19 protein-coding genes and 1 pseudogene are annotated in these 21,526 nt (G+C 72.3%); 11 read left to right on the forward strand and 9 right to left on the reverse strand.

Translation table 11 applies throughout. The features are described 5' to 3' along the window. The first annotated feature begins 135 nt into the window (after positions 1 to 135). Positions 136 to 1,425: a DUF6986 family protein gene (locus DI272_RS43090; RefSeq protein WP_109500570.1), complete on the forward strand. Its 1,290-nt coding sequence runs from the start codon at positions 136 to 138 to the stop codon at positions 1,423 to 1,425. Between the two features lie 86 nt (positions 1,426 to 1,511). Further along, positions 1,512 to 3,356, forward strand: a complete 1,845-nt coding sequence (locus DI272_RS43095; protein WP_109500571.1) for a serine/threonine-protein kinase — start codon at positions 1,512 to 1,514, stop codon at positions 3,354 to 3,356. On the opposite strand, the gene DI272_RS43100 is transcribed toward DI272_RS43095, so the two are convergent. Beyond that, positions 3,302 to 4,102, reverse strand: a complete 801-nt coding sequence (locus DI272_RS43100; protein ID WP_181387490.1) for a hypothetical protein — start codon at positions 4,100 to 4,102, stop codon at positions 3,302 to 3,304. The genes DI272_RS43095 and DI272_RS43100 overlap by 55 nt on opposite strands. A 39-nt stretch (positions 4,103 to 4,141) precedes the next feature. Then, positions 4,142 to 5,251, reverse strand: a complete 1,110-nt coding sequence (locus tag DI272_RS43105) for a LacI family DNA-binding transcriptional regulator (RefSeq protein WP_181387491.1) — start codon at positions 5,249 to 5,251, stop codon at positions 4,142 to 4,144. 147 nt (positions 5,252 to 5,398) lie between these two features. Here DI272_RS43105 and DI272_RS43110 point away from each other — a divergent pair, with 147 nt between their 5' ends. After that, a complete protein-coding gene (locus tag DI272_RS43110; protein WP_109500574.1) occupies positions 5,399 to 6,346 on the forward strand; it encodes an ROK family protein in 948 nt (315 codons plus the stop codon). A 103-nt stretch (positions 6,347 to 6,449) separates the two neighbouring features. On the opposite strand, the gene DI272_RS43115 is transcribed toward DI272_RS43110, so the two are convergent. Then, complete coding sequence (locus DI272_RS43115) at positions 6,450 to 9,371, reverse strand: toll/interleukin-1 receptor domain-containing protein (RefSeq protein ID WP_109500575.1); 2,922 nt, start codon at positions 9,369 to 9,371, stop codon at positions 6,450 to 6,452. Between the two features lie 131 nt (positions 9,372 to 9,502). On the opposite strand from DI272_RS43115, the gene DI272_RS43120 reads away from it, so the two are divergent. Next, on the forward strand, positions 9,503 to 9,694 hold the full coding sequence (locus DI272_RS43120; RefSeq protein WP_109500576.1) for a hypothetical protein: 192 nt from the start codon (positions 9,503 to 9,505) through the stop codon (positions 9,692 to 9,694). A gap of 140 nt (positions 9,695 to 9,834) precedes the next feature. Continuing rightward, on the forward strand, positions 9,835 to 10,878 hold the full coding sequence (locus DI272_RS43125) for an NUDIX hydrolase (protein ID WP_109500577.1): 1,044 nt from the start codon (positions 9,835 to 9,837) through the stop codon (positions 10,876 to 10,878). Here the strand turns inward: DI272_RS43125 and DI272_RS43130 are convergent. Next, on the reverse strand, positions 10,875 to 11,894 hold the full coding sequence (locus tag DI272_RS43130; RefSeq protein ID WP_109500578.1) for a hypothetical protein: 1,020 nt from the start codon (positions 11,892 to 11,894) through the stop codon (positions 10,875 to 10,877). The two genes, DI272_RS43125 and DI272_RS43130, sit on opposite strands and share 4 nt — an antisense overlap. Continuing rightward, entirely contained in the window at positions 11,891 to 13,246 is a 1,356-nt protein-coding gene (locus DI272_RS43135; protein WP_109500579.1) for a dipeptidase, read from the reverse strand. The genes DI272_RS43130 and DI272_RS43135 overlap by 4 nt, the downstream gene beginning before the upstream one ends. Positions 13,247 to 13,378: 132 nt before the next feature. Here DI272_RS43135 and DI272_RS43140 point away from each other — a divergent pair, with 132 nt between their 5' ends. Continuing rightward, the gene (locus DI272_RS43140) at positions 13,379 to 14,635 is read left to right on the forward strand and encodes a geranylgeranyl reductase family protein (protein WP_109500580.1); all 1,257 of its coding nucleotides are present in this window, start codon (positions 13,379 to 13,381) and stop codon (positions 14,633 to 14,635) included. Between the two features lie 9 nt (positions 14,636 to 14,644). Here the strand turns inward: DI272_RS43140 and DI272_RS43145 are convergent, their stop codons facing one another. Then, positions 14,645 to 15,100 (reverse strand): nitroreductase family deazaflavin-dependent oxidoreductase, encoded by a 456-nt coding sequence (locus DI272_RS43145; RefSeq protein WP_109500581.1) that lies wholly within the window; start codon positions 15,098 to 15,100, stop codon positions 14,645 to 14,647. 167 nt (positions 15,101 to 15,267) lie between these two features. Here DI272_RS43145 and DI272_RS43150 point away from each other — a divergent pair, with 167 nt between their 5' ends. From DI272_RS43150 to DI272_RS43160, 3 genes are all read left to right on the forward strand, one after another. Further along, positions 15,268 to 16,014 (forward strand): TetR/AcrR family transcriptional regulator, encoded by a 747-nt coding sequence (locus DI272_RS43150; protein WP_109500582.1) that lies wholly within the window; start codon positions 15,268 to 15,270, stop codon positions 16,012 to 16,014. A 101-nt stretch (positions 16,015 to 16,115) separates the two neighbouring features. Continuing rightward, on the forward strand, positions 16,116 to 17,360 hold the full coding sequence (locus DI272_RS43155; RefSeq protein WP_109500583.1) for a sensor histidine kinase: 1,245 nt from the start codon (positions 16,116 to 16,118) through the stop codon (positions 17,358 to 17,360). Then, positions 17,357 to 18,022: a response regulator transcription factor gene (locus DI272_RS43160; protein WP_109500584.1), complete on the forward strand. Its 666-nt coding sequence runs from the start codon at positions 17,357 to 17,359 to the stop codon at positions 18,020 to 18,022. Before DI272_RS43155 ends, DI272_RS43160 begins: the two co-directional genes overlap by 4 nt. Here DI272_RS43160 and DI272_RS43165 read toward each other — a convergent pair. Both DI272_RS43165 and DI272_RS43170 read right to left on the reverse strand, forming a co-directional pair. Beyond that, the gene (locus DI272_RS43165) at positions 17,983 to 18,321 is read right to left on the reverse strand and encodes a DUF6332 family protein (protein ID WP_109500585.1); all 339 of its coding nucleotides are present in this window, start codon (positions 18,319 to 18,321) and stop codon (positions 17,983 to 17,985) included. The two genes, DI272_RS43160 and DI272_RS43165, sit on opposite strands and share 40 nt — an antisense overlap. Positions 18,322 to 18,394: 73 nt before the next feature. Beyond that, a complete protein-coding gene (locus tag DI272_RS43170) occupies positions 18,395 to 19,882 on the reverse strand; it encodes an MFS transporter (protein ID WP_109500586.1) in 1,488 nt (495 codons plus the stop codon). An 85-nt stretch (positions 19,883 to 19,967) separates the two neighbouring features. On the opposite strand from DI272_RS43170, the gene DI272_RS43175 reads away from it, so the two are divergent. Beyond that, positions 19,968 to 20,363 carry a MarR family winged helix-turn-helix transcriptional regulator gene (locus DI272_RS43175; RefSeq protein ID WP_109500587.1) on the forward strand — a complete coding sequence of 132 codons (396 nt, stop codon included), beginning with the start codon at positions 19,968 to 19,970 and terminating at the stop codon, positions 20,361 to 20,363. 17 nt (positions 20,364 to 20,380) lie between these two features. Here DI272_RS43175 and DI272_RS43180 read toward each other — a convergent pair whose 3' ends face one another. After that, the gene (locus DI272_RS43180) at positions 20,381 to 21,112 is read right to left on the reverse strand and encodes a maleylpyruvate isomerase family mycothiol-dependent enzyme (protein ID WP_109501340.1); all 732 of its coding nucleotides are present in this window, start codon (positions 21,110 to 21,112) and stop codon (positions 20,381 to 20,383) included. Between the two features lie 204 nt (positions 21,113 to 21,316). On the opposite strand from DI272_RS43180, the pseudogene DI272_RS45840 reads away from it, so the two are divergent. After that, positions 21,317 to 21,526, forward strand: a pseudogene (locus tag DI272_RS45840) (IS5/IS1182 family transposase); the annotation flags it as partial.

A 21,526-nucleotide genomic window follows, 5' to 3' on the forward strand; every position in this document is an offset into this window, starting at 1 on the left:
CGTGGCGGGACCGGAGTGCAGGGAGGGGAGGGGCGGCTCATGCTGTGGACGGGGTGTTGACCAGCGGGAAGATCCACGGCTAACTTCGTTCTACGGATTGTTGATTCCGTAGTGCGGAAAACAGGAGGGTGTGGCATGGGTCAGCAGGAGCAGGTGGCGACGAGCCTCGCGGGCGCCGTCAGCGAGGAGATCAGCGCCTCCCTCGCACCGGTCGACGCCGAGCTGGAGCGCCGCTACCCCGGCGACCCCGGCACCCGCCAGCCCGTCCACACCGTCTACGTCCCCGGCAACGTCTTCGCCGCCGACACCCTCCGCTCCTGGGGCGACCAGGCCCTCGCCGCCCTCGACGAGCACGCCCCGGACGCCGCTTCCTTCGCCGCCGTGCTCGGACTGTCCGACGCACTCGCGGAACCGGTCTACACGCGCGTGCGCGCCAAGCTGGAGCGCGAGCCGATCGAGGACCTGCGGGTCGACTTCGAGGACGGCTACAAGGGCGCCGACGAGGACCAGGACGCCGCCCGCGCCGCCCGTCTCGTCGCAGACGCGTACAAGAACGGCACCGCCGCCCCGTACATGGGCATCCGCATGAAGTGCATGGAGGCCCCGGTCCGCGACCGCGGCATCCGCACCCTCGACGTCTTCCTCACCGGCCTGATGGAGACCGGCGGACTGCCCGACGGCCTGGTCCTCACACTGCCCAAGGTCACCTATCCCGAGCAGGTCACCGCGATGGTGCGGCTCCTGGAGCAGTTCGAGAAGACCCGCGGGCTCACCCCCGGCCGGATCGGCTTCGAGATCCAGATCGAGACCAGCCAGGCCATCCTCGCCGCCGACGGCACCGCCACCGTCGCCCGCATGATCGACGCCGCCGAGGGCCGCGCCACCAGCCTGCACTACGGCACCTTCGACTACAGCGCCTGCCTCGGCGTCTCCGCCGCCTACCAGGCCAGCGACCACCCGGCCGCCGACCACGCCAAGGCGATCATGCAGGTCGCCGCCGCCGGCACCGGCGTCCGCGTCTCCGACGGCTCCACCAACGTCCTGCCGGTCGGCACCACCGAGAACGTCCACGAGGCATGGAAGCTGCACTACGGCCTCACCCGCCGCGCCCTGGCCCGCGCCTACTACCAGGGCTGGGACATGCACCCCGGCCACCTCCCCACCCGGTACGCGGCCGTGTTCGCCTTCTACCGCGAGGGCTTCGAGGCCGCCGCCAAGCGCCTGGCCGCCTACGCCAACCACGTCGACGGCGACGTCATGGACGAGCCCGCCACCGCCAAGGCCCTCGCCGGCCACCTGCTGCGCGGCCTGGACTGCGGAGCCCTCGACTCCGGCGAGGTCACCCGCCTCACCGGGCTGACCCTGGCGCGCCTCCAGTCGTACGCGGGACCGCGCCGCGCAGACCTGACGGCCTCGGCCAAGTAACACCTCGGCCACCACGCCGAGGGCTGTCACAGCCGCCCCGTACTCTGGACGCGACTTGCACTTGCGTACGGAGGAACGGGGCAGCGGTGTCTTCGGGGGACGACGGACGGGCGGACGGGATCGGCCGGCTGCTGGCCGGGCGCTATCGCGTCGTGGCCCAGCTCGGGCGGGGCGGCATGGGTGTGGTCTGGCGGGCGGTGGACGAGGTCCTCGGCCGCGAGGTCGCCGTCAAGGAACTGCGCACCTACACCGACGCCGACGGGCCGGAACTGGCCGATCTGCGGCTGCGGATGCAGCGCGAGGCCCGTGCGGCGGCCCGGGTGCGCCACCCCGGGGTGGTCGCGGTGCACGACGTGACCGAGGTCGACGGCCGCCCGCTGATCGTCATGGAGCTGATCGACGGGCCGTCCCTCGACGACGTGCTGCGCGACCGCGGCACGCTCGACCCCCGTGAGGTCGCCGGTATCGGCGCCAAGGTCATGGACGCGCTGGCCACCGCCCACCGCGCCGGCGTCCTGCACCGGGACGTGAAGCCGGGCAACATCCTGCTCGACCGGTCGGGACGCGTGGTCCTGACCGACTTCGGCATCGCCACGATGGAGGACCCGGGCGACGGCTCGGCCACGCACCTGACCCGCAGCGGCGAGATCGTCGGCTCCCTCGACTACCTGGCACCCGAGCGGGCCCAGGGCGCCGACCCCGGCCCGGCCTCGGACGTCTGGGCCCTGGGCGCCACGCTGTACGCGGCGGTCGAGGGTTCCTCGCCCTTCCGGCGCACATCGACCTTCTCCACCCTCACCGCCATCGTCACCGAGCCCCTGCCGGAACCCGCTCGCGCGGGGGCGCTCGGACCTGTGCTCCAGAGGCTCATGGACAAGCGGCCCGAGGGCCGCCCGGAGGCGGAGGAGGCCTGCGCGCTGCTCCAGGGCGTCGCGGAATCCGGGGCGGCGGAATCCGGGGCGGCGGGCTTCGGGGCGGCGGACTCCGGGGCGGCGGATTCCGCCACCGCCCGGCTGCGGGGCGGTACGGCGGAGGCGGCGCCCGTGGTGACGGAACTCGGCGTGCAGTCGGTGCCGCCGGGGTTCGGCCCGCCGCCGTCACAGGGGATGCCCCTGGGGTTCGGGCCGTCGGGGGTTCACGAGGTGCCGTCGGGGTCGCGGGAGATGCCCCCGGGATTCGGGTCGCCGCAGTCTCAGCAGGTGCCGTCGGGGTTCGGGCCGCCTCCGGGACCGGTCGTCCCGGACGTCACCGGCCCCATGGACGCCACCCGTCCCGCGCGTGGCAAGCGCCGTGGTCTCCTCGCCGCCGCGGCCGTCACCGTCGTCCTCGCGGCGGCCGGGGCGACCGTGGCCCTGCTGGACGACTCCGGCGACCCGCAGGCCGGGGCCCGGCCTGCATCCTCCGTCACCGGGGCCGGGGCCGGGGCCACGTCCGCGGCGAGCGGCCGGGCGGACGCCGTACGCACCGACGAGCCCGGACCCACGACGAAGGAGAAGGGCGACAAGGAGACGCCGAAGGAGACCCCGTCGGCCCGTCCCGAGCCCGACAGCACACCTACCGAGCGGGCCACCACCTCTGCTCCCACCAGGACTTCAGGCGGCGGTGCCGCCACACCCGGCGACGGCGGCACCGGTGAGACGACCCCCGCCGCCGCCTGCGTCCCCAGAGGCGGCGGTAAGTACGACTGCCAGGTCTGGAGGACCGCCGACTCCTACACCGCCTCCGGCGCCAAGGCCGGAGTCCTCAACGCGGGCACCAACTACTTCTACTGCCAGCAGAACCTGGGCCGCCGCGAGACCTACGGGGAGTGGACCAACGTCTGGTGGGCCAAGACGGACGACGACAGCGGCAACACCGGGGTCTTCGTCAGCGACGTCTACCTCAGGGGCGGGGACAACGACGAGCCGGTGCCCGGTCTGCCGGTCTGCTGAGCGGTCGCGTCCGCGTAGCGCTCCAGCCCGGAGGCCGTCACCAGCTTCTCCTCCTTGAACAGCCGCGTGCCCTGCCGGCACAGCTCGTGGTCGGCGCGCGCCCGGGCGCAGAACTCCTCCGGCGTGACCCCGAACAGCTCCCGCAACCGCGCCGAGCCGACGAGGAGTTCGGTGAGCAGCGCCCGCTGGCCCGGGTGGCCGCGCGGGGCTCCGGTGCCGTCGTGGAGGACGCCGTGCCGGTTGACGTAGACGAACGCGCCCGGCAGCGCGGTGCCGTCGGCGAGTTCGATCCGGACCTCGGGAGCGGGCAGCCAGGCACGCCGGTAGTTGCCGGCTGCGAGGTGCGCGCCCTCGCTCGCGTCGACGACCACCAGCTGCTCGGCGTCGAGCCAGGTGACGAACAACTCCCGTACGCGGCCCGCTGCTTCGACCGGTGAGGCGGACACATACCCCAGGCGGCTGACGTGGGCGGAGACGCCGATGTCGATGCCGGAGACCCGGGCGCGCACCATCGGGATCGGGGAGACGATCCCGTACTCGGCCATCTTGTGGCGCAGTTGGGCCGGGCTGGCGTTGGAGCCGACGGCGAGGACGGGCGCCCGGTCCGCGTGCACGAGGCGGTCGAGGGGCAGCAGCCGGTCCCCGTCGAGGAGTCCGGAGTCCGCGGGCCACCCGCCCGGGTAGAGCAGCGGGTGGTCGCACGGTGCCTCGGCCAGGCCCAGTGCCTCCAGCGTGCGGTCGCTCAAGGGCACGGCCCTTCCGGTAGGTGATCGGCGCTCGCTCTGTCAGTCCGCGGGCGGCAGTTCGCCCGAGCCGCGGGTGATCAGCCGGGTCGGCAGTTCGATCCGCTCCGGTGTGACCAGCGTGCCGTCCAGCTGGCGGAACAGCCGCTCCGCGGCGGTACGGCCGAGGGCGGCGGCGTCCTGGGCGACGACGGTGACGCCCGGCTGGAGCAGGTCGGCGAGCTCGATGTCGTCGAAGCCCACCAGGGCGACGGGGCGCGACTGCTCGGCGAGGACCCGGATGACGGTGACGGTGACCCGGTTGTTGCCCGCGAAGACCGCGGTCACCGGATCGGGGCCGGACAGCATCTCCTCCGCCGCCCTGCGCACCCGCTCCGGGTCGGTGACGCCGAGGGACATCCACTTCTCCGCCACCGGTATCCCGGCGTCCTCCATGGCGGCCCGGTAGCCGCGCAGGCGCTCGGCGGCGGTGTGGATGCGGGGCATGTCGCCGATGAAGCCGATCCGGCGGTGCCCGTGCGCGATCAGGTGGGCCACGCCGTCGCGGGCGCCGCCGAAGTTGTCGGACAGCACCACGTCGGCGTCGATCTGGCCGGCCGGACGGTCCACGAACACCGTGGCCACGCCCGCCTTCAACTCCGGCTCCAGGTAGCGGTGGTCGTCACCGGCCGGAATGACCACCAGGCCGTCCACGCGCCGGGCGCACAGCGCCAGCACCAACTCCTGCTCGCGGTCCGGGTCCTCGGCGCTGGAGCCGTTGATCAGCAGGGCCCCGTTGGCGCGGGCCACTTCCTCCACCGCGCGGCTGAGGGGACCGTAGAACGGGTCTGCGAGGTCCTCCAGGACCAGGCCGATGCTGGCGGTACGGCCCTTGCGCAGCACGCGCGCGCTGTCGTTGCGACGGAAGCCGAGCGCGTCGATGGCCTCCTGGACCCGGCGCTCGGTCTCGGGGGTGACACCCGGCTCGCCGTTGACCACGCGCGACACCGTCTTGAGGCCCACACCGGCGCGGGCGGCCACGTCCTTCATCGTCGGACGGTTGCCGTAGCGCGAGGTGGCGAGTCGGTCTGCGCGGCGGGTGGTCTCGGGCACGATACGGCGTCCTGTCCTGTCGTCCACGGGTCGGTTCACGGGGAGGGGTGCGGCGTCCATGATTTTGTATGAGGATGTGGCGTCGAGCATAGAGCCTGGACAACGTTGTCAGATGCGGGGGACACTGTCCACCGCAATCGCCGTCTCCGTGCCCCCACCTCGGAACGGCCCGCCCTTTCTCACGGTTGACGGGGAGATCTGACACTGATGCACACCGACCTCGTGGCAGCGCTCGACATCGGCGGCACCAAGATCGCCGGCGCGCTCGTCGACGACCGCGGCCACATCCTGGTCCGCGCGCAGCGCGCCACGCCCGCCCGGGAGGACGGTGAGACCGTCATGCGGGCCGTCGAGGAGGTGCTCGGCGAACTCACCGGGTCGCCGATGTGGGGGCGCGCCTCGGCCCTGGGGATCGGCAGCGCGGGCCCGGTGGACGCCTCCGCGGGCACCGTGAGCCCGGTCAACGTGCCCGGCTGGCGCGACTATCCGCTGGTCCGGCGGGTCCGCGCGGCGACCGGTGGACTGCCGGTCGAGCTGATCGGCGACGGCGTGGCGATCACGGCGGCCGAGCACTGGCAGGGCGCCGCGCGTGGGCACGACAACGCACTGTGCATGGTGGTGTCGACGGGGGTCGGCGGCGGCCTGGTCCTCGGCGGACGGCTGCATCCGGGGCCGACCGGCAACGCGGGCCACATCGGCCACATCAGCGTGGACATGGACGGCGACGCGTGCGCGTGCGGTTCGCGCGGCTGTGTGGAGCGCATCGCCAGCGGTCCCCACATCGCCCGCCGGGCGTACGAGAACGGCTGGCGGCCGGGCCCGGACGGCGACACCTCCGCCGCCGCGGTGGCCGCCGCGGCCCGGGCCGGCGATCCGATCGCCGTGGCCTCCTTCGAACGGGCCGCGCAGGCGCTGGCCGCCGGCATCGCGGCCACCGCGACCCTCGTCGAGATCGACATCGCGGTGATCGGCGGGGGAGTGGGCAAGGCGGGCGAGGTGCTCCTCACGCCCCTGCGCAAGGCCCTGACCGACTACGCCACCCTGTCCTTCGTGCAGCGCCTCACGGTCGTCCCGGCCCAGATGGGCACGGACGCGGGGCTGGTGGGGGCGGCTGCGGCGGCGCTGGCCAGGAAGGCGGACGCGGCGACGGTCTGAACGGTCGTCGGGCTGGTCCGGCAGGAACGTTCCCCCGGAGGGCGGAGGGGCACAGCAGGCCGGTGAAGCGGTTCCTCGACATGGTTGTCAGGTCGTACGCAAACTAGGGCTCGCTGCGAAGGCACCGCAGATCGCCGGGCGTTCGCGGTCCCGCGTAGCGTCGCCATTCGGCGGGAGACAGGTTCCTGCCGGCCGTCCGACAGGCCGCGGCCGTCCAGGACGCCGGGGTCATGTCCCACTGCTGGAGGACGCCGGGTGCCTCCGCAGAGTCCTCCGGCGGGCTCTTCTCGAGGAAGACCACCAGCCGCTTCCCGTCCGGGGTGAACTGCAGGGACGTCTTGGTGGCGAGGAACGGCGGCGACAGCGGCAGGGCACCGAGCGGTTGGCCGTCGCGGGGGTCGGTCAGCATGACGGTCCCGTCGTCGCGGTACTGGGCCAGGAGCGTTCCGTGCCGGTCGAGCGCGAAGTAGTTGCCGTTCGCCTGCCGGCCCTGGGGGATCGTCCGCAGCGGGCGGGTGCCGAGGACGTCGAACAGGTCGACACTGCCGTCGCCGCGGCCGACGGCGAGGTAACCGCCTCCATACGACACTCGATGGGCCGGGCCACCGGAGAACGGGACGGCCCGTCCCGTGCGCAGGTCCACCGACAGCACGTGATCGCCCGCATCGCCGAAGACCGCGGCCCGTCGCCATGTCGGATCGACGGCCACGTCCTTGGTGAGCCAGGAACTGTTGGTCAGCGCCTGGGTGACCTCGTCGGCGAGGGCGACCGTGTGGAGTGGACGCCCGCTCGCCAGGTCGATCTCGGTGACCGCCCGCTCGGACAGGACGAGGAGACGGCGGGAGTCCGGCGAGATCGACAGCAGGACCGTCCCGCCCCTTCGCGGCACCCGGAAATGCGTGGTGATCGCTCCGGTGAGCACGTCGTAGCTCTTCACCACCGGCGAGTCCTGCGGTACGAAGTACAGGCGTCCGCCCGAGGGGCTCCAGGCCACCGGCACGACGAACCACTCGTCGGAGCCGCCCAGGGGTACCCGGTGGCCTTGGGCCGCCGCACCGGAGCGGTCCTTGCCGGTGAGAGGGTACAGCCAGATCCCGAGCCCGTTGGTGCCCGCCAGGGCGGCCCAGGTGCCCTCCGGGCTGACCGTAACCGGGTTCTCCACGCAGGCGACGCATGTGGTCGGCACATGTACCCGGCGCGCCGACCCGATGCGGCCGACCTTGCGCAGGTCCCACTCGGCGACGAGGGAACCCGCCCCGGACACCAGCCGGTCACCGCGGCCGAGGAAGGCCACGGTGTCCTGGGCGGCCTGTGCGTTGCCCCGCAGCTGGGTCACCGCGGCGAGGTCGGCGCCGGTCCGCCCCACCGCGGAGACATGGATGATCCCGTTGGCCACGGTCGCGGAACGGCTGCCGTCGGAGGACAGTGCGACGACCGAGGGCCGCGGTCCGGCGGTGCCGGCCTTCAACGGAGGGCGCTCGACGTCCTGGTCGCCCGGCTCGGTCTTCCAGACCCCCATCCGTCCGCCGGAGAAGGCGAACGCGATGTCACCGAAGACGAACGCGAACCGCGTGCCGTCGGCGGACAGGGCCGTGACACGGGGGACGTTGCCCACGAGGATGCCGCCCCTTTCCCGGAGCGCCAGGCCAGGCAGCGCACGCCGCTGCCACGCACCCTCCTCGGACAGGACGACCGCCTCCTGGTCGGTCGGCAGGACGACCGCCGTGACCGAGCCGGCGGCTTTGTGGGTCGTTCGACCGGTGCGACGGTCGAACAAGGTGAAACTGCCCGACGCCTGGTCGGCGTTCAGGCTGTAGAGGAGTACCTGGCGACCGGACGGTGACACGGCGACCAATTGCCCGGCCTCGCCGGCGGGAACGGGAATCCGCCGGACGTTCCCCGGCCCGGCCCAGACGGTCGCACCGGCGGCGGAACAGGCGGCCACCACCGAGCCTTCGGTGTTCACGGCCACACCGGTGATCCCGCCGTCGAGGCGGCCGAGGACCTGACGCCGGCGTCGCTCGCCGGCCCAGACGGTCACCGTGCCGTTGGCAGTGCCGGCCACCACCGTTCTGGCGTCCCGCGTTCCGGTGACCCGGGTGACCTGCGACCCGGCCGAGAGATAGCGCACCAGATGGGGCTGAGCCGTCACGGCCTGATAGAGCGCGGCCCGGGTCCGTGGACCCGGGTCCATCCGGTACGCCTCCACGGCCAGCAACTGGGCCAGGTCCAGCCGGTCGTCGAGGTTGGCCGCTGATGCCGAGGCCAGTGCCCGCGCGGTGGCGACGCGGGCCTGATCCCGGGCAACGGCCGTCTGTTCGCGGGCGATCAGCCCGGCCACCACGGCGACGACGAGCAGCAGCGACAGCAGGACCAGGCCGCCGGAGAGCCCCAGCCGGACTCGACGCAACTGCGCGAGGTGCGCGCCCCACAACTCGTCCTTGTCCATCGAGCGCAGCGGCGCGGCGATGGTGGCGCACCCGTTCAGCAACGCCAGCCTGATTCGCTCGCGCTCCTTGCGGGTTGGACGCCCCTCCCGCGGCTGTTGGTCCGAGAGGTCGACCCACAGCGGTTCGGCCGAGAACATGCCCCGCAGCGCCGGCGGGAGCGGGGCGTCGTCGGTCCAGTCCCAGTCGCCACGGTGCTCGTCCCAGCGGATCGTGCCCGAGGTGAGGACCAGGATCACGTCGTCCGCGGAGCGGTGCTCGCGCCACCACTGCACCTCCCGGCCCACCCAGGGTGAGCGGGCGGCCTCGGGCGACAGCAGCAGGATGAACCGTCGGGAGCGGGCCAGGTTCTCCTCGATCACCCGCTGGAGGCTCGCGTCGGCGGACAGGCTGGTGAAATCGCGGAAGATCCGGAGCCGTCGCCGACGGTAGGGCGGCAGGCCCATGCGTTCGATGTGGTGCTGGATCGTGGCCGACAGATCCCGGTCGGCCGCGGTGCTGTAGGAGATGAACGCGTCGTAGTCATAAGGCGATACGGGGCCGGCCGGTGCGGAGCGGCCGGGCTGCGTCTCTGTCATGCGTCCTGGCTCCCCCTCACCACGGCACCGGCAGTGCCAAAGTAGCGAGCCCGGGCGGCGCACCGGATCGTTCCGGGAACAGGCGGCCGGATCTTGCGTGACCCGTGGCCGGTTTCGCAGTTGAACCGCGCATGAAGAAGCGCGCCATTGCTGCCATCGCCTCCCTGGCCACCGGTTTCGTCGTCGCCGCCGTCACCCCGTCGCACGCGGTCGGCGACAACCTCACCGACCTCGACGTCGACAAGACCCTCAGCACCCTCGACCACACCATCGCCAGCGACAGCCTGGCCGTCGACGAGAACGCCCTCGGCCAGAACGGCTGACGGCGACCCCGTGCCCCGGTGCCGGTGCCCCTTTTCGCGAGGGGTGCCGGCACCGTCGTACGTGGGCCCTCAACTGGGGCTGGTTTCCGTGACGGGGTGGAGCGGGCAAGCCTCAGGGGGCCAACAGAAGAGGGGGAACCGTGACCGTCGTTTGGATCAACGGCGCGTTCGGTGCGGGCAAGACCGCCACCGCACGGGAACTGATCGAACTGATCCCGAACAGCACGCTCTTCGACCCCGAGGTCGTCGGCGGAGCGCTCACACACCTGCTCCCGCCCAAGCGCCTCGCCGAGGTCGGCGACTTCCAGGACCTGCCGATCTGGCGCCGGCTCGTGATCGACACCGCCGCCGCCCTGCTCGCCGAGATCGGCGGGACCCTCGTGGTCCCCATGACCCTGCTGCGCCAGGAGTACCGCGACGAGATCTTCGGCGGCCTCGCCGCCCGCCGCATCACCGTCCAGCACCTCCTCCTCGCCCCGGCGGAAACGATCCTGCGCGAGCGAATAGCCGGGCGGGAGATCCCGCCCGACCTGCCGGACGGCGAGATACGGGTACGGCAGTGGTCGTACGACCACATCGAGCCGTACCGCGCCGCCCTCGCCTCCTGGCTCACCGCCGACGCCCATCTCGTCGACACCAGCGCCCTCACCCCGTACGAGACGGCCGTCCGGATCGCCGAGGCGGTCGCCGCCGGCGCCGTGCCGGTCTGCGACATCGTGCAGACTCCCGAACCGACCGCCGAGACCGTCGCGTCCGGTGTCCTCCTCTTCGACGAGCGGGACCGTGTGCTGCTCGTCGACCCCACCTACAAGGCCGGCTGGGAGTTCCCCGGCGGCGTCGTCGAACCCGGCGAGGCTCCCGCGCGCGCGGGCATGCGCGAGGTCGCCGAGGAGACCGGGATCGAGCTGGACGACGTACCGCGCCTGCTGGTCGTCGACTGGGAACGGCCCGTGCCACCCGGATACGGCGGCCTGCGCCTCCTCTTCGACGGCGGACGGCTCGACTCCGCCGAGGCCGACCGCCTCCTGCTGCCCGGCCCCGAACTGCGCGCATGGCGCTTCGTCAGCGAGGACGAGGCCGCCGACCTGCTGCCACCGGTCCGCTACGAGCGGCTGCGCTGGGCGTTGCGGGCGCGCGAACGCGGAGCCGCGCTGTACCTGGAGGCCGGAACCCCGGTGGGCTAGGCGCTCGCGAGTCTCAGTTCCTCCGTCGGATACGGCGTGGTTCTGCTCTCCTGCTGGAAACGGCGGTTGAAGTCGCCCAGCAGGGACGCCACGCGCGCGTGCCGCACGAGGATGCTCGCGGCGGCCCGGGGGATGCCCCTGGGCCGCATGCCCTCGGCACAGGCCTCGATGAACGCCCGGCGGTCGTCCGGGCCGTAGCCGTGCAACGCGACGGTGAGCCAGTTCACGAGATAGCTGGCCGTGTAGGCGCGGTCGTAGTGACGGTGCCTCGTGAAGAAGTCCCGCTCGTGCGGGGCGAGTTGGAAACGGGCCGAGAGGGAGAGGCCGTAGTCGGTCAGATAGAGCTGTCGGCCGTCGGTGAGGATGTTCTTGAAGTGGGCGTCGAAATGCAGGAGTTCGCGCGCGTGCAGGAAGTCGGTGGCCGCCCGCAGGCCCCGCTCCACCAGAGAGCACGCGCGATCGGCCTGGCTGGTGCGCAACTGGGCGTCGAACCAGTCGTGCAGGGTGTACGGCACGTGCTCCAGGAACAGCGCCAGGCTCGCGGACGACGTCCGCAGCCCTTCGACCCGATCGCGCACCCCCGGGCCCCAGTACGCCACCGTCCGCTCCACGTCGGCGAGTTCGGCCGGGAGCGGCTGGGGCGTGTCGGGCAGTACCCGCCAGTGATGCATCAGCGGGAAGCCCGTGTACTTGCCGGACAGCACCCAGTCGGTCGTCATCGTGTGCACGGCCAGTTCACGCCAGGCACCGAACCCCGGACTGCCGAAACCGTAGTGGCAGTAGAGGGGCACCTCGTGAACGTTCGCCGTGGACCGGACGTTCAACGGGTGCCGCTCCGCATCGGTGAGCGGCACCCGCTTCACGAACACCGGTCGGCCGGCCACCTCCACCAGCGTGGCCCGGCCGCCGATCCCGGCGCCCAGCGGCCGCCCCGACGCCACCAGGCCGGTGAGGTCCTGGTCGTCGAGGCGGGCCAGGGATATGCCGATGTCGGAATGTGCCGTCAGGCGGTTCACATCGCCGCGTAGTTGCGAAGGAACAGCGCCTCCGCCACCGACAGCCGCTCCAACTCCTCGGGGGAGACACTCTCGTTGACCGCGTGGATCTGAGCCTCCGGCTCGCTCAGGCCGATCAGCAGGATCTCCGCGCTCGGGTAGAGGGCGGCGAGGGTGTTGCACAGCGGAATGGAGCCGCCCTGCCCGGCGTACTGCATCTCCTCGCCCGGGTAGGCGACCGCCATGGCCTCGGCCATCGCCGCGTACGCCGGGCTGGTCGGGTCGGCGCTGAAGGGCTGGCCCTGGCCCACCTGCTCGGTGCGCACCCGGGCGCCCCACGGCGTGCGCGTCTCCAGATGCGCCTGGAGCAGCTTCGTCGCCTCGGCGGCGTCCACGCCCGGCGGCACCCGCAGGCTCACCAGCGCGCGGGCGCCCGCCTGCACGGACGGGGTGGCGCCGACGACGGGCGGGCAGTCGATGCCGAGGACCGTGACGGCCGGGCGGGCCCAGATGCGGTCGGCGACCGTGCCGGAGCCGATCAGCTCCACACCGTCCAGGACCTTGGCGTCCTGCCGGAACTGCTCCTCGCCGTACTGGAGGCCGTCCCACACGGTTCCGGGAGCGAGGCCGTCCACCGTCGTCGAACCGTCCTCGGCGCGCAGCGAGTCCAGAACGCGGATCAGCGCGGCCAGCGCGTCGGGCGCCGCACCGCCGAACTGGCCGGAGTGCAGGTTGCCCGCGAGGGTGTCCACCTGGACGCGGACCAGGGTCATGCCGCGCAGGGTCGTCGTCACCGTCGGCAGGCCGACGCGGAAGTTGCCCGCGTCGCCGATCACGATGGTGTCGGCCTCCAGCAGGTCCGGGTGCGCCTCTGCGTACCGCTCCAGACCCCCGGTGCCCATCTCCTCCGAACCTTCGGCGATCACCTTGACGTGCACCGGCACGCCGCCGTTCGCCTTCAGCGCGCGCAGGGCCAGCAGGTGCATGATCACGCCGCCCTTGCAGTCCGCGGCCCCGCGCCCGTACCAGCGGCCGTCGCGCTCGGTCAGCTCGAACGGCGGAGTCGTCCAGGCGGACTCGTCCAGCGGCGGCTGCACGTCGTAGTGCGCGTACAGCAGGACCGTCTTCGCGCCCTCGGGGCCGGGCAGGTAGCCGTACACCGACTGGGTGCCGTCCGGGGTGTCGAGCAGGGCCACGTCCTGGAATCCCTCGGCGGTGAGCGCGTCCGCGACCCAGCGGGCGGCGCCCTCGCTCTCGCTCTTCGGGAACTGGTCGAAGTCCGCCACCGACTTGAACGCCACCAGTTCGGTGAGCTCCGCCTTCGCCCGGGGCATCAGCGAGGCGACGGTCTCGGCGACCGGATTCGACGACATGGGCACGCTCCTTGTAGGTGCGACGTTGTACGTATGGGTGGGGAGATCCTCCCACAGTGGCCTGCGGCGACGGCGGCCGTAGGATGCACAAGGCAGCAGCGGCTAGCGGCTTGATCGGAGCAGTAGACCATCGTGACCAGCGAGAACTCTTCGGCGGACGACGCGACGCAGGTGTGGGACGTCGTCGTGGTGGGCGCGGGACCCGCGGGGGCCTCGGCCGCCTATGCGGCGGCTGTCGCCGGGCGGCGTGTGCTGTTGCTGGAGAAGGCGGAGCTGCCCCGCTACAAGACGTGCGGCGGCGGCATCATCGGTCCCTCGCGCGACTCCCTGCCCCCCGGCTTCGAGCTGCCCTTCCGGGACCGGGTGCACGCGGTGACGTTCTCGCACAACGGCCGCTTCACCCGCACCCGCCGCTCCAAGCAGATGCTGTTCGGGCTGATCAACCGGCCCGAGTTCGATCAGCAGCTCGTCGAGCACGCCCAGAAGGCGGGCGCCGAGCTGCGCACCGGCGTCACCGTCCAGCGGGTCGAGCAGCACGGCTCGGCGGTGCCCGACCGGCGCACGGTCGCCGTGGTCCTCCAGGGCGGCGAGACCCTGCTGGCGCATGCGGTGGTCGGGGCGGACGGCAGTGCCAGCCGCATAGGAGCACATGTCGGGGTGAAGCTCGACCAGGTCGACCTCGGGCTGGAGGCGGAGATCCCGGTGCCGGAGACCGTCGCGGAGGACTGGCGGGGGCGGGTTCTCATCGACTGGGGGCCGATGCCGGGCAGTTACGGCTGGGTGTTCCCCAAGGGCGACACGCTCACGGTCGGCGTCATCTCCGCGCGCGGTGAAGGCGCCGCCACCAAGCGGTACTTGGAGGACTTCATCGCCCGGCTCGGGCTCGCCGGCTTCGAGCCGAGCATCTCCTCCGGGCACTTGACGCGCTGCCGTGCCGACGACTCGCCGCTGTCGCGGGGGCGGGTCCTGGTGTGCGGGGACGCGGCGGGGCTGCTTGAGCCGTGGACTCGTGAGGGCATCTCGTTCGCGCTGCGTTCGGGGCGGCTCGCGGGGGAGTGGGCGGTGCGGATCGCCGAGGCCCATGACGCCGTGGACACCCGGCGCCAGGCCCTGAACTACGCCTTCGCGATCAAGGCGGGGCTGGGCGTGGAGATGAGCGTCGGCAAGCGGCTGCTGCTGGCCTTCGAGCGTCGGCCCGGCCTGTTCCATGCCGCGCTGACCGGGTTCCGGCCGGCCTGGCGGGCGTTCATGGAGATCACCCGCGGGTCCACCTCGCTGGGGGAGCTCGTCCGTGGCCGGCCCATGGCGCAGCGGGCGCTGGCGGCGCTGGACCGGCGTGCCGACGTGCCGGGGCGGGCTGCCCCGGCCGACGGCGCGGCAGACTCCTGACGCACGCGGTCAGCCCGTGACGGTGATCCGGAAGACCGGGTGGTCGGGGGCGATGCGACGCAGGTCGGCGTCGGGGGAGTCGGGGCCGACTCCGTTGAAGAAGACGCCGACCTCGGCCTTCCAGCGCTTGAGGTAGGCGCGCAGCAGCGGGACCTTGTCGTCGTCGGCGACCTCGGTGGCGGTGAACACGTCGACGTTCTTGCCGAGGCGGAGCTCGCCGCCGCCGGCGGCCCGCATGTTGTGCGTCCACTGCACATGTCCGCGAGGGGCGAGCAGGTACTGCTCGCCGTCCACGGTCAGCAGGTTCACGGGCGTGGTCCGCCACTCGCCGCTCTTGCGACCGCGCACCGCCAGGACCCGGGAGCCCCAGACGCTCAGGCCGCGGCGGGTGAACCAGGCCACGATGCGGTTGAAGACGTTCACGGTGAACCAGCCGGGCTTCTTGACGTGCGTCGACGCGGACATGAGGTCCCCCAGGTTGTGATGGAGTGCCGCTCTCTTTTGTGAGCGGTGCTCTCGCTTGGTGTTGAGTCTGCACTAGACGGGTGCTCCAAATCAAGAGCAGTGCTCTCGATTTATATCGGCGCTCTTGTTTGTGTGCACTGCTCTCATTTCATGGGACACTGGCCCGCATGAGCTCCGCAGACGACACCCCCCACGCAGACCCGCCCCCCACGCCGCACACCAGCACCCCCCGCGGCGCCCGCGCCCGCGCCCGCATCGAAGTCACCGCCGCCATCAAGGACGAGGCGCGCAGACAGCTCGCGATCGACGGGGCCGCGAAGCTCTCCCTGCGGGCCGTGGCGCGTGAGCTGGGCATGGTCTCCTCCGCGCTCTACCGCTACTTCCCCAGCCGCGACGACCTGCTCACGGCGCTCATCATCGACGCCTACGACTCCCTCGGCGAGCACGCGGAGGCGGCGCACCACGCGGCGGCCGGTGCCGCGCCCGCACAGCGCTGGGTCGCGGTGTGCGAGGCGGTGCGCGAGTGGGCGCTGGGCAGCCCGCACGAGTACGCGCTGATCTACGGTTCCCCGGTCCCCGGATACAGCGCGCCCGAGGCGACCGTCCCGGCCGCCGCACGCGTCGGGCTCCTGCTGATCGGGATCACGCGCGAGGCGTACCACGGCCGAGGCCTCGCCAAGCCCCGGCTGCCCGCCGAACTGCGCCCCGAGGCCGAGCGCATGGCCGCCGACCTCGCGCCCGACCTCCCTCCCGAGACCGTCACCGCGCTCGTGGCGGCCTGGGCCCAGATGTTCGGGCTGGTCGGGTTCGAGCTGTTCGGGCAGTTCAACCGGGTGGTGGAGGACCGGGCGGCGTTCTTCCGGCATGCGGTGGGGGAGCTCGCCCACGGGGTCGGGCTGGTGCACGCGGGGTAGTTGGCGCGGGGGCTGCGCGGCGGCGTACTTCCCGGGGAGTATCCGTGATCACCTCGCCCGGCTGACGCCCCGCGCGGCCGGTGGCGTCTAGCGTGGCGGGCATGGACGAGCAGCGCGTACGCGGCGGTGGCCCGCCTCCGTGGGGGCGGCACGGACCGCCGTGGTGGAACCGCTGGGGCGAGGCCGCGAACACCTCCCGGTGGCCCTGGCGGTCCACCGTGCTGATCACCGTCTTCGTGCTCGGCGGCTCCCGCTTCGCCGCCCAGCAACAGGTCGACGAACGGGCCTCTCTCGACGCCTTCGCGCGCGTGCTGCTCGTCGTGGCGGCGGGCCTGCTGCTGTGGCGGCACCGGTACCCGGTCCTCGTCGTCCTCGGCACGGCGGCGGCCACCATGCTGTATCTCGGCGCGGGCTATGCGTACGGCCCCGTCTTCGTGGCCTTCGCGGTGGCCTGCTTCAGCGCGGTCGTCGCCGGACACCGCACGGCCGCCTGGACCGCGCTCGGGGTGCTGGGGGTCGGGCACGTACTGGTGGGCCACTGGCTGTACCGGTGGCTGCCGCCGTCCGGGGACGAGGCCGCGGCCTGGGGCTCCGAGGGCGTGGTCGCGGCCTGGGGCGTCGCGATCGTGGCCGTGGCGGAGCTGGCCCGGACCCGGCGTGAGCAGTGGGTGCGGGAGCGGGCCGAACGGGCGCAGGCGGCGCGGCGGCGGGCCGACGAGGAGCGGCTGCGGATCGCGCGCGAACTGCACGACGTCCTCGCGCACAGCATCTCCGTCATCAACGTGCAGGCCGGCGTCGGACTCGCCCTCCTCGACAGCGACCCCGAGCAGGCCCGCACCGCCCTCACCACCATCAAGGCCGCCAGCAAGGAGGCGCTCGGCGAGGTCCGCCAGGTCCTGGACACCCTGCGCACACCCGGGGACGCGCCCCGCACCCCGGCCCCCGGCCTCGACCGCCTGCCCGAGCTGGTGGCACAGGCCGCGAGCGCGGGCCTGACCGTGGCGGTGGAAGGGGCGCCGCCCGAGCTGCCGCCCGGCACGGACCTGGCGGCGTTCCGCATCGTGCAGGAGGCGCTCACCAATGTCGTACGGCACTCGGGATCGCGGCACGCGCGCGTGCACGTCGATGCCGGCGACGGTACGACGCTACGGCTGCGGATCGACGACGACGGGCCCGCGACCGGCGCCGAGGCGGGCGGCAGCGGCAACGGGCTGGCCGGAATGCGGGAGCGGGCCGCCGCCCTGGGTGGCACGATCGAGGCGGGGCCGCGCCCCGACGGGGGCTACCGGGTGCTTGCCGTACTGCCGTTGCGGGCCAGGGCCGAGGCCAGGGAGGACGACCGGTGATCCGCGTACTGCTCGCCGACGACCAGTCACTCGTACGGGCCGGATTCCGCGCGTTGCTGGACGCGCAGCCGGACATCGAGGTGGCGGGGGAGGCGTCGGACGGCGAGGAGGCGCTGCGCAGGGTGCGCGAACTCCGCCCCGACGTCGTCCTGATGGACATCCGCATGCCGGTTTGCGACGGGCTCGCCGCGACCCGTGGGATCACCGGTGACGGTGACCTGTCAGAGGTGAAGGTGGTGATGCTGACGACCTTCGAACTCGACGAGTACGTCTTCGAGGCGATCCGCTCCGGCGCCTCCGGCTTCCTGGTGAAGGACACCGAACCCGAGGAACTTGTGCGTGCCGTGCGGGCGGTGGTGCAGGGGGACGCGCTGCTGTCGCCGGGGGTGACGCGGCGGCTGATCGCCGAGTTCGCGGCCCGTTCCAAGGAACCCGCGGCCGAGGGAGCCCTCGCGGGGCTCACGGAACGGGAGCGGGAGGTGATGGCCCTGGTCGGCATCGGGCTGTCCAACGAGGAGATCGCCCGGCGTCTGGTGGTCAGCCCGCTCACCGCGAAGACCCACGTCAGCCGGACGATGGTGAAACTCGGGGCCCGCGATCGGGCCCAACTCGTGGTACTGGCCTATGAGTCGGGGTTGGTACGGCCAGGCTGGCTGGGCTGAGTGCCGGTGCGGTCGGGGCGGCTGGGCCGGGTGCCGGTGCGGTCGGCCTGAGCGCTGTCCTGGCGGAAGCGCATCAGTACGCTCACGACCCGGGCCACGAACAACACCGGCGCGATGCCGATGCCCACCTTGACGAGCAGTTTCTCCAGCGTGTCGGGCAGGTCGAAGAGCAGTGCCGGGCCCGCGATCGCCCCGCAGACGACCGCCGTCGCGAACGCCGCGCTGAACAGTGCGTATCCGATCTCGACGGTGACCGCGTCCCGCCTGGCCTGGTCCGGCCGTCCCCCATATGTGGTCATACGACGAGTGTCACAGCCGTGCGCCCGGCGGAGCAAGCAGGCTCCGCCGGGCGCACTGGGGAAGAGGCGCCCCCTAGTCGCGTACGACGACGCGCTCCGCCTCCTCCTGGGGTGTGGACCGGGCGACGACCACGGACCGCTGCCGCGGGCGTCGGACGCGCAGGCCGGTGAGGGAGATCAGCAGGCCCAAGACCGCGATGGCGGTGACCACGACCAGACCGGGCAGGTAGCCGTCGAGGATGTCCTGCTTCGAGGCGGCCGGGTCGGCGGGGGCGTTGGCCGTCAGTACCGCCGTCACCACGGCGAGGAACAGTGCGCCGCCCACCTGGACCGAGGTGTTGAGCAGACCCGACACCATGCCCTGCTCGTGTTCGTCGACGCCGTTCGTGGCCTGGACGTTGAGGGAGGGGAAGGTCAGCGCGAAGGCCGCGCCGACCAGCAGCATGGTCGGCAGGATCACCGACGCGTAGACCGGGTCGAGGTCGATGCGCAGGAACAGCAGGTAGCCGACGACCATCAGCGCGAAGCCGAGCACGATGAGGCGCGGGGTGCCGAAGCGGTCGATGACCGTGCCCACCTTCGTCGCGGAGAGCGCCACGAGCGCGCCCGCCGGCAGGAAGGCGAGGGCCGTGTGCAGGGCCGACCAGCCGAGCAGCTGCTGCATGTACAGCGTGACCAGGAACTGGAAGCCGATGTAGCTGCCGAGGAACGTCAACGCACCCAGCTGGGCCCTGACTTGGGGGCCGGAGCGCAGGACGCCGAGCCGGATGAGCGGGCTGGGGCTGCGGCGCTCGACGGCCACGAAGGCGGTGAGCAGGGCGGCGACGGCGAGGAAGGAGAGGATGGTGCGGGCGGAGCCCCAGCCGACCTCGGATGCCTGGACGACGGTGAAGACCAGCAGCAGCATCGACGCGGTGCCGAGCACGGCGCCCGGGATGTCGTAGCCACCGCTGTTCTTCTCGCGTTCGGTGCGCGGCAGCAGCTTCAGGCCGACGGCGAGGGCGATGAGCGCGACGGGGGCGGGCAGCAGCATCGTGTACCGCCAACTGGCCTCCGTCAGCAGGCCGGAGAAGACCAGACCCATCGAGTAGCCGGTGGCGCCGCAGGTGGTGTAGATCGACAGGGCGCGGTTGCGCAGCGGGCCCTCGGCGAACGTCGTGGTGATGATGGACAGGCCGGCGGGTGCGGTGAACGCGGCGCTCAGGCCCTTGACGAAACGGCTGGCGATCAGCAGCGGTCCGGAGTCGACGAGGCCGCCGAGCAGTGAGGCGAGCGCGAAGACCGCGAGAGCGATCAGGAACACCTGGCGCCGGCCCAGCAGGTCGGCGGCGCGTCCACCGAGCAGCAACAGGCCGCCGTAGCCCAGGATGTAGCCGCTGACGATCCATTGCAGCGTCGAGGTGGACAGTCCGAGGTCGGCGCCGATGGACGGCAGGGCGACGCCGACCATCGACACGTCCAGCGCGTCCAGGAACATCGCGGCGCAGAGCACCAGCAGGGTGCCCCACAGCCGGGGAGTCCAGCGCCCGTCGGGCGCCGGGGTGGTGAGCGGAGAGGTCATGGCGAAGACACTACATGCGTATGCATCGAATGCAAGCGCATTTAATTACGGTGCAATAATTTCTGCTCTCTGCTAGGGTCCGCGCATGGCGGCGAAGAAGGCCGAGCAGGCCCTCGTGGAACAGTGGCGGGACATCCTCGCGCTGCATGCGCGCACCCAGTGCGAACTCGACCGCGCACTGCATCAACACGGCCTGTGCGCCAGCGATTTCGAGGTGCTCGACGTGCTCGCGGACGGGCGTGCGAAGGACGGCGCCTGCTTCTATCGCGTCCAGGAGATCTCCGACCGCGTCCATCTCAGTCAGAGCGCGCTCTCGCGCCTGATCGCCCGCCTGGAGAAGGACGGGCTCGTCGAACGCGGCATGTGTCCCGAGGACCGGCGCGGCGTCCGGGTGGGCCTCACGGACAAGGGGCGCACGCTGCACGGCGAGGTACTGCCCGTGCAGCGTGCGGTGTTGACGCGGATGTTGAACTCAAGCTGAGGCGGGACGACTTCGGGTCACACGGCGGAGTTCGTTCGCCACAGCTCGGCGAGCGAGTGGTCCCCCGACGCTGCCGGGAACGGCACGCGGTTCCACAGCGACAGGTACAACTGCGCCGCGGGCCCGGAGATTTCACACTCCGCGTCCCCCGACGCACCGCGCTCGGCCGCGGGCGGCTCCTGCGTCAGCCGTACGGTCCACACCGCGTCGTCGACGTCCGACGCCCGTACCCGCAGCACCCGGGGCTCCTCGCTGCGCACCCTGCTCCGGGAGCGGGCGTGGAAGCCGCGCAGCAGTTCGTCGACGCCGTCGGCGGCGAACGCGGGGCTCAGCTCGCTCGGTGTTCCGCCACGGGCGGCCTCCGCGTCGTACCGGTGCACGGATGTCTCGTGCGCCTGTCTGCGGGCCCAGAACGCGAGGGGGGACGGGGCGGGCAGGAAATGCCAGCACTCCATGTCGGGAGCGGCGGAAGTGAGGGCGCGCACCAGCTTTGCGTGGCCCTCCCGGAACCAGGTCAGGAGCTCGGCGCCGTCGAGACCGGGCGGGTCCGCGAGCGGGCGGCGGGACGCGTGCCCCTCGGCGACGTACGCGGCCGCCCAGCGGTGCACCGCGCCGGTGTGCCGCACCAGATCCCGCACCCGCCACTCCGGGCAGGTCGGCACCTTGGCGTCGGTGCCCGCCTGCTCCGCGGCGTCGGCGAGCAGGCGGCCCTCCCGGTCGAGTATCCGGATGAACTCGGCGGTGTCCAAAGGGGCCTCCGAAGGGGTGGTCATGCGGCTGTCCACAGGGCTCTTCATGGGGTGAGTCTGTCGTATGGAATGGGCTCGAGTGCCAGGGGTTTTCGACGGCCGGGACGATCATCGGGGGCAGGCGGGCCCGGCGCGGCCGCTAAGACGCCGTTTCTTTTGGTACCTGCGGGTCGTTGAATGCTTCGTGGGAGACCTGGTTGAGCGGTCCCGGAGCCCGCCGACCAGGCCGCCAACCGCAGACGGCGCGGCAAAACCGGCGGGCGGCCTCCAGTGTTCGACCGCGAGGACTACAAGGCCCGGCACGCGGTCGAGTGCGGAATCAACCGGCTCAAGCGCAACCGCGCGGTTGCCACCAGGTTCGACAAACTCGCCGTCCGCTTCGAAGCCACCGTTCTGATCGCCGCCATCGGCGAA

Source organism: Streptomyces sp. Act143 (genome assembly GCF_003143935.1).
In the GTDB taxonomy this organism is placed as follows: Bacteria; Actinomycetota; Actinomycetes; order Streptomycetales; family Streptomycetaceae; genus Streptomyces.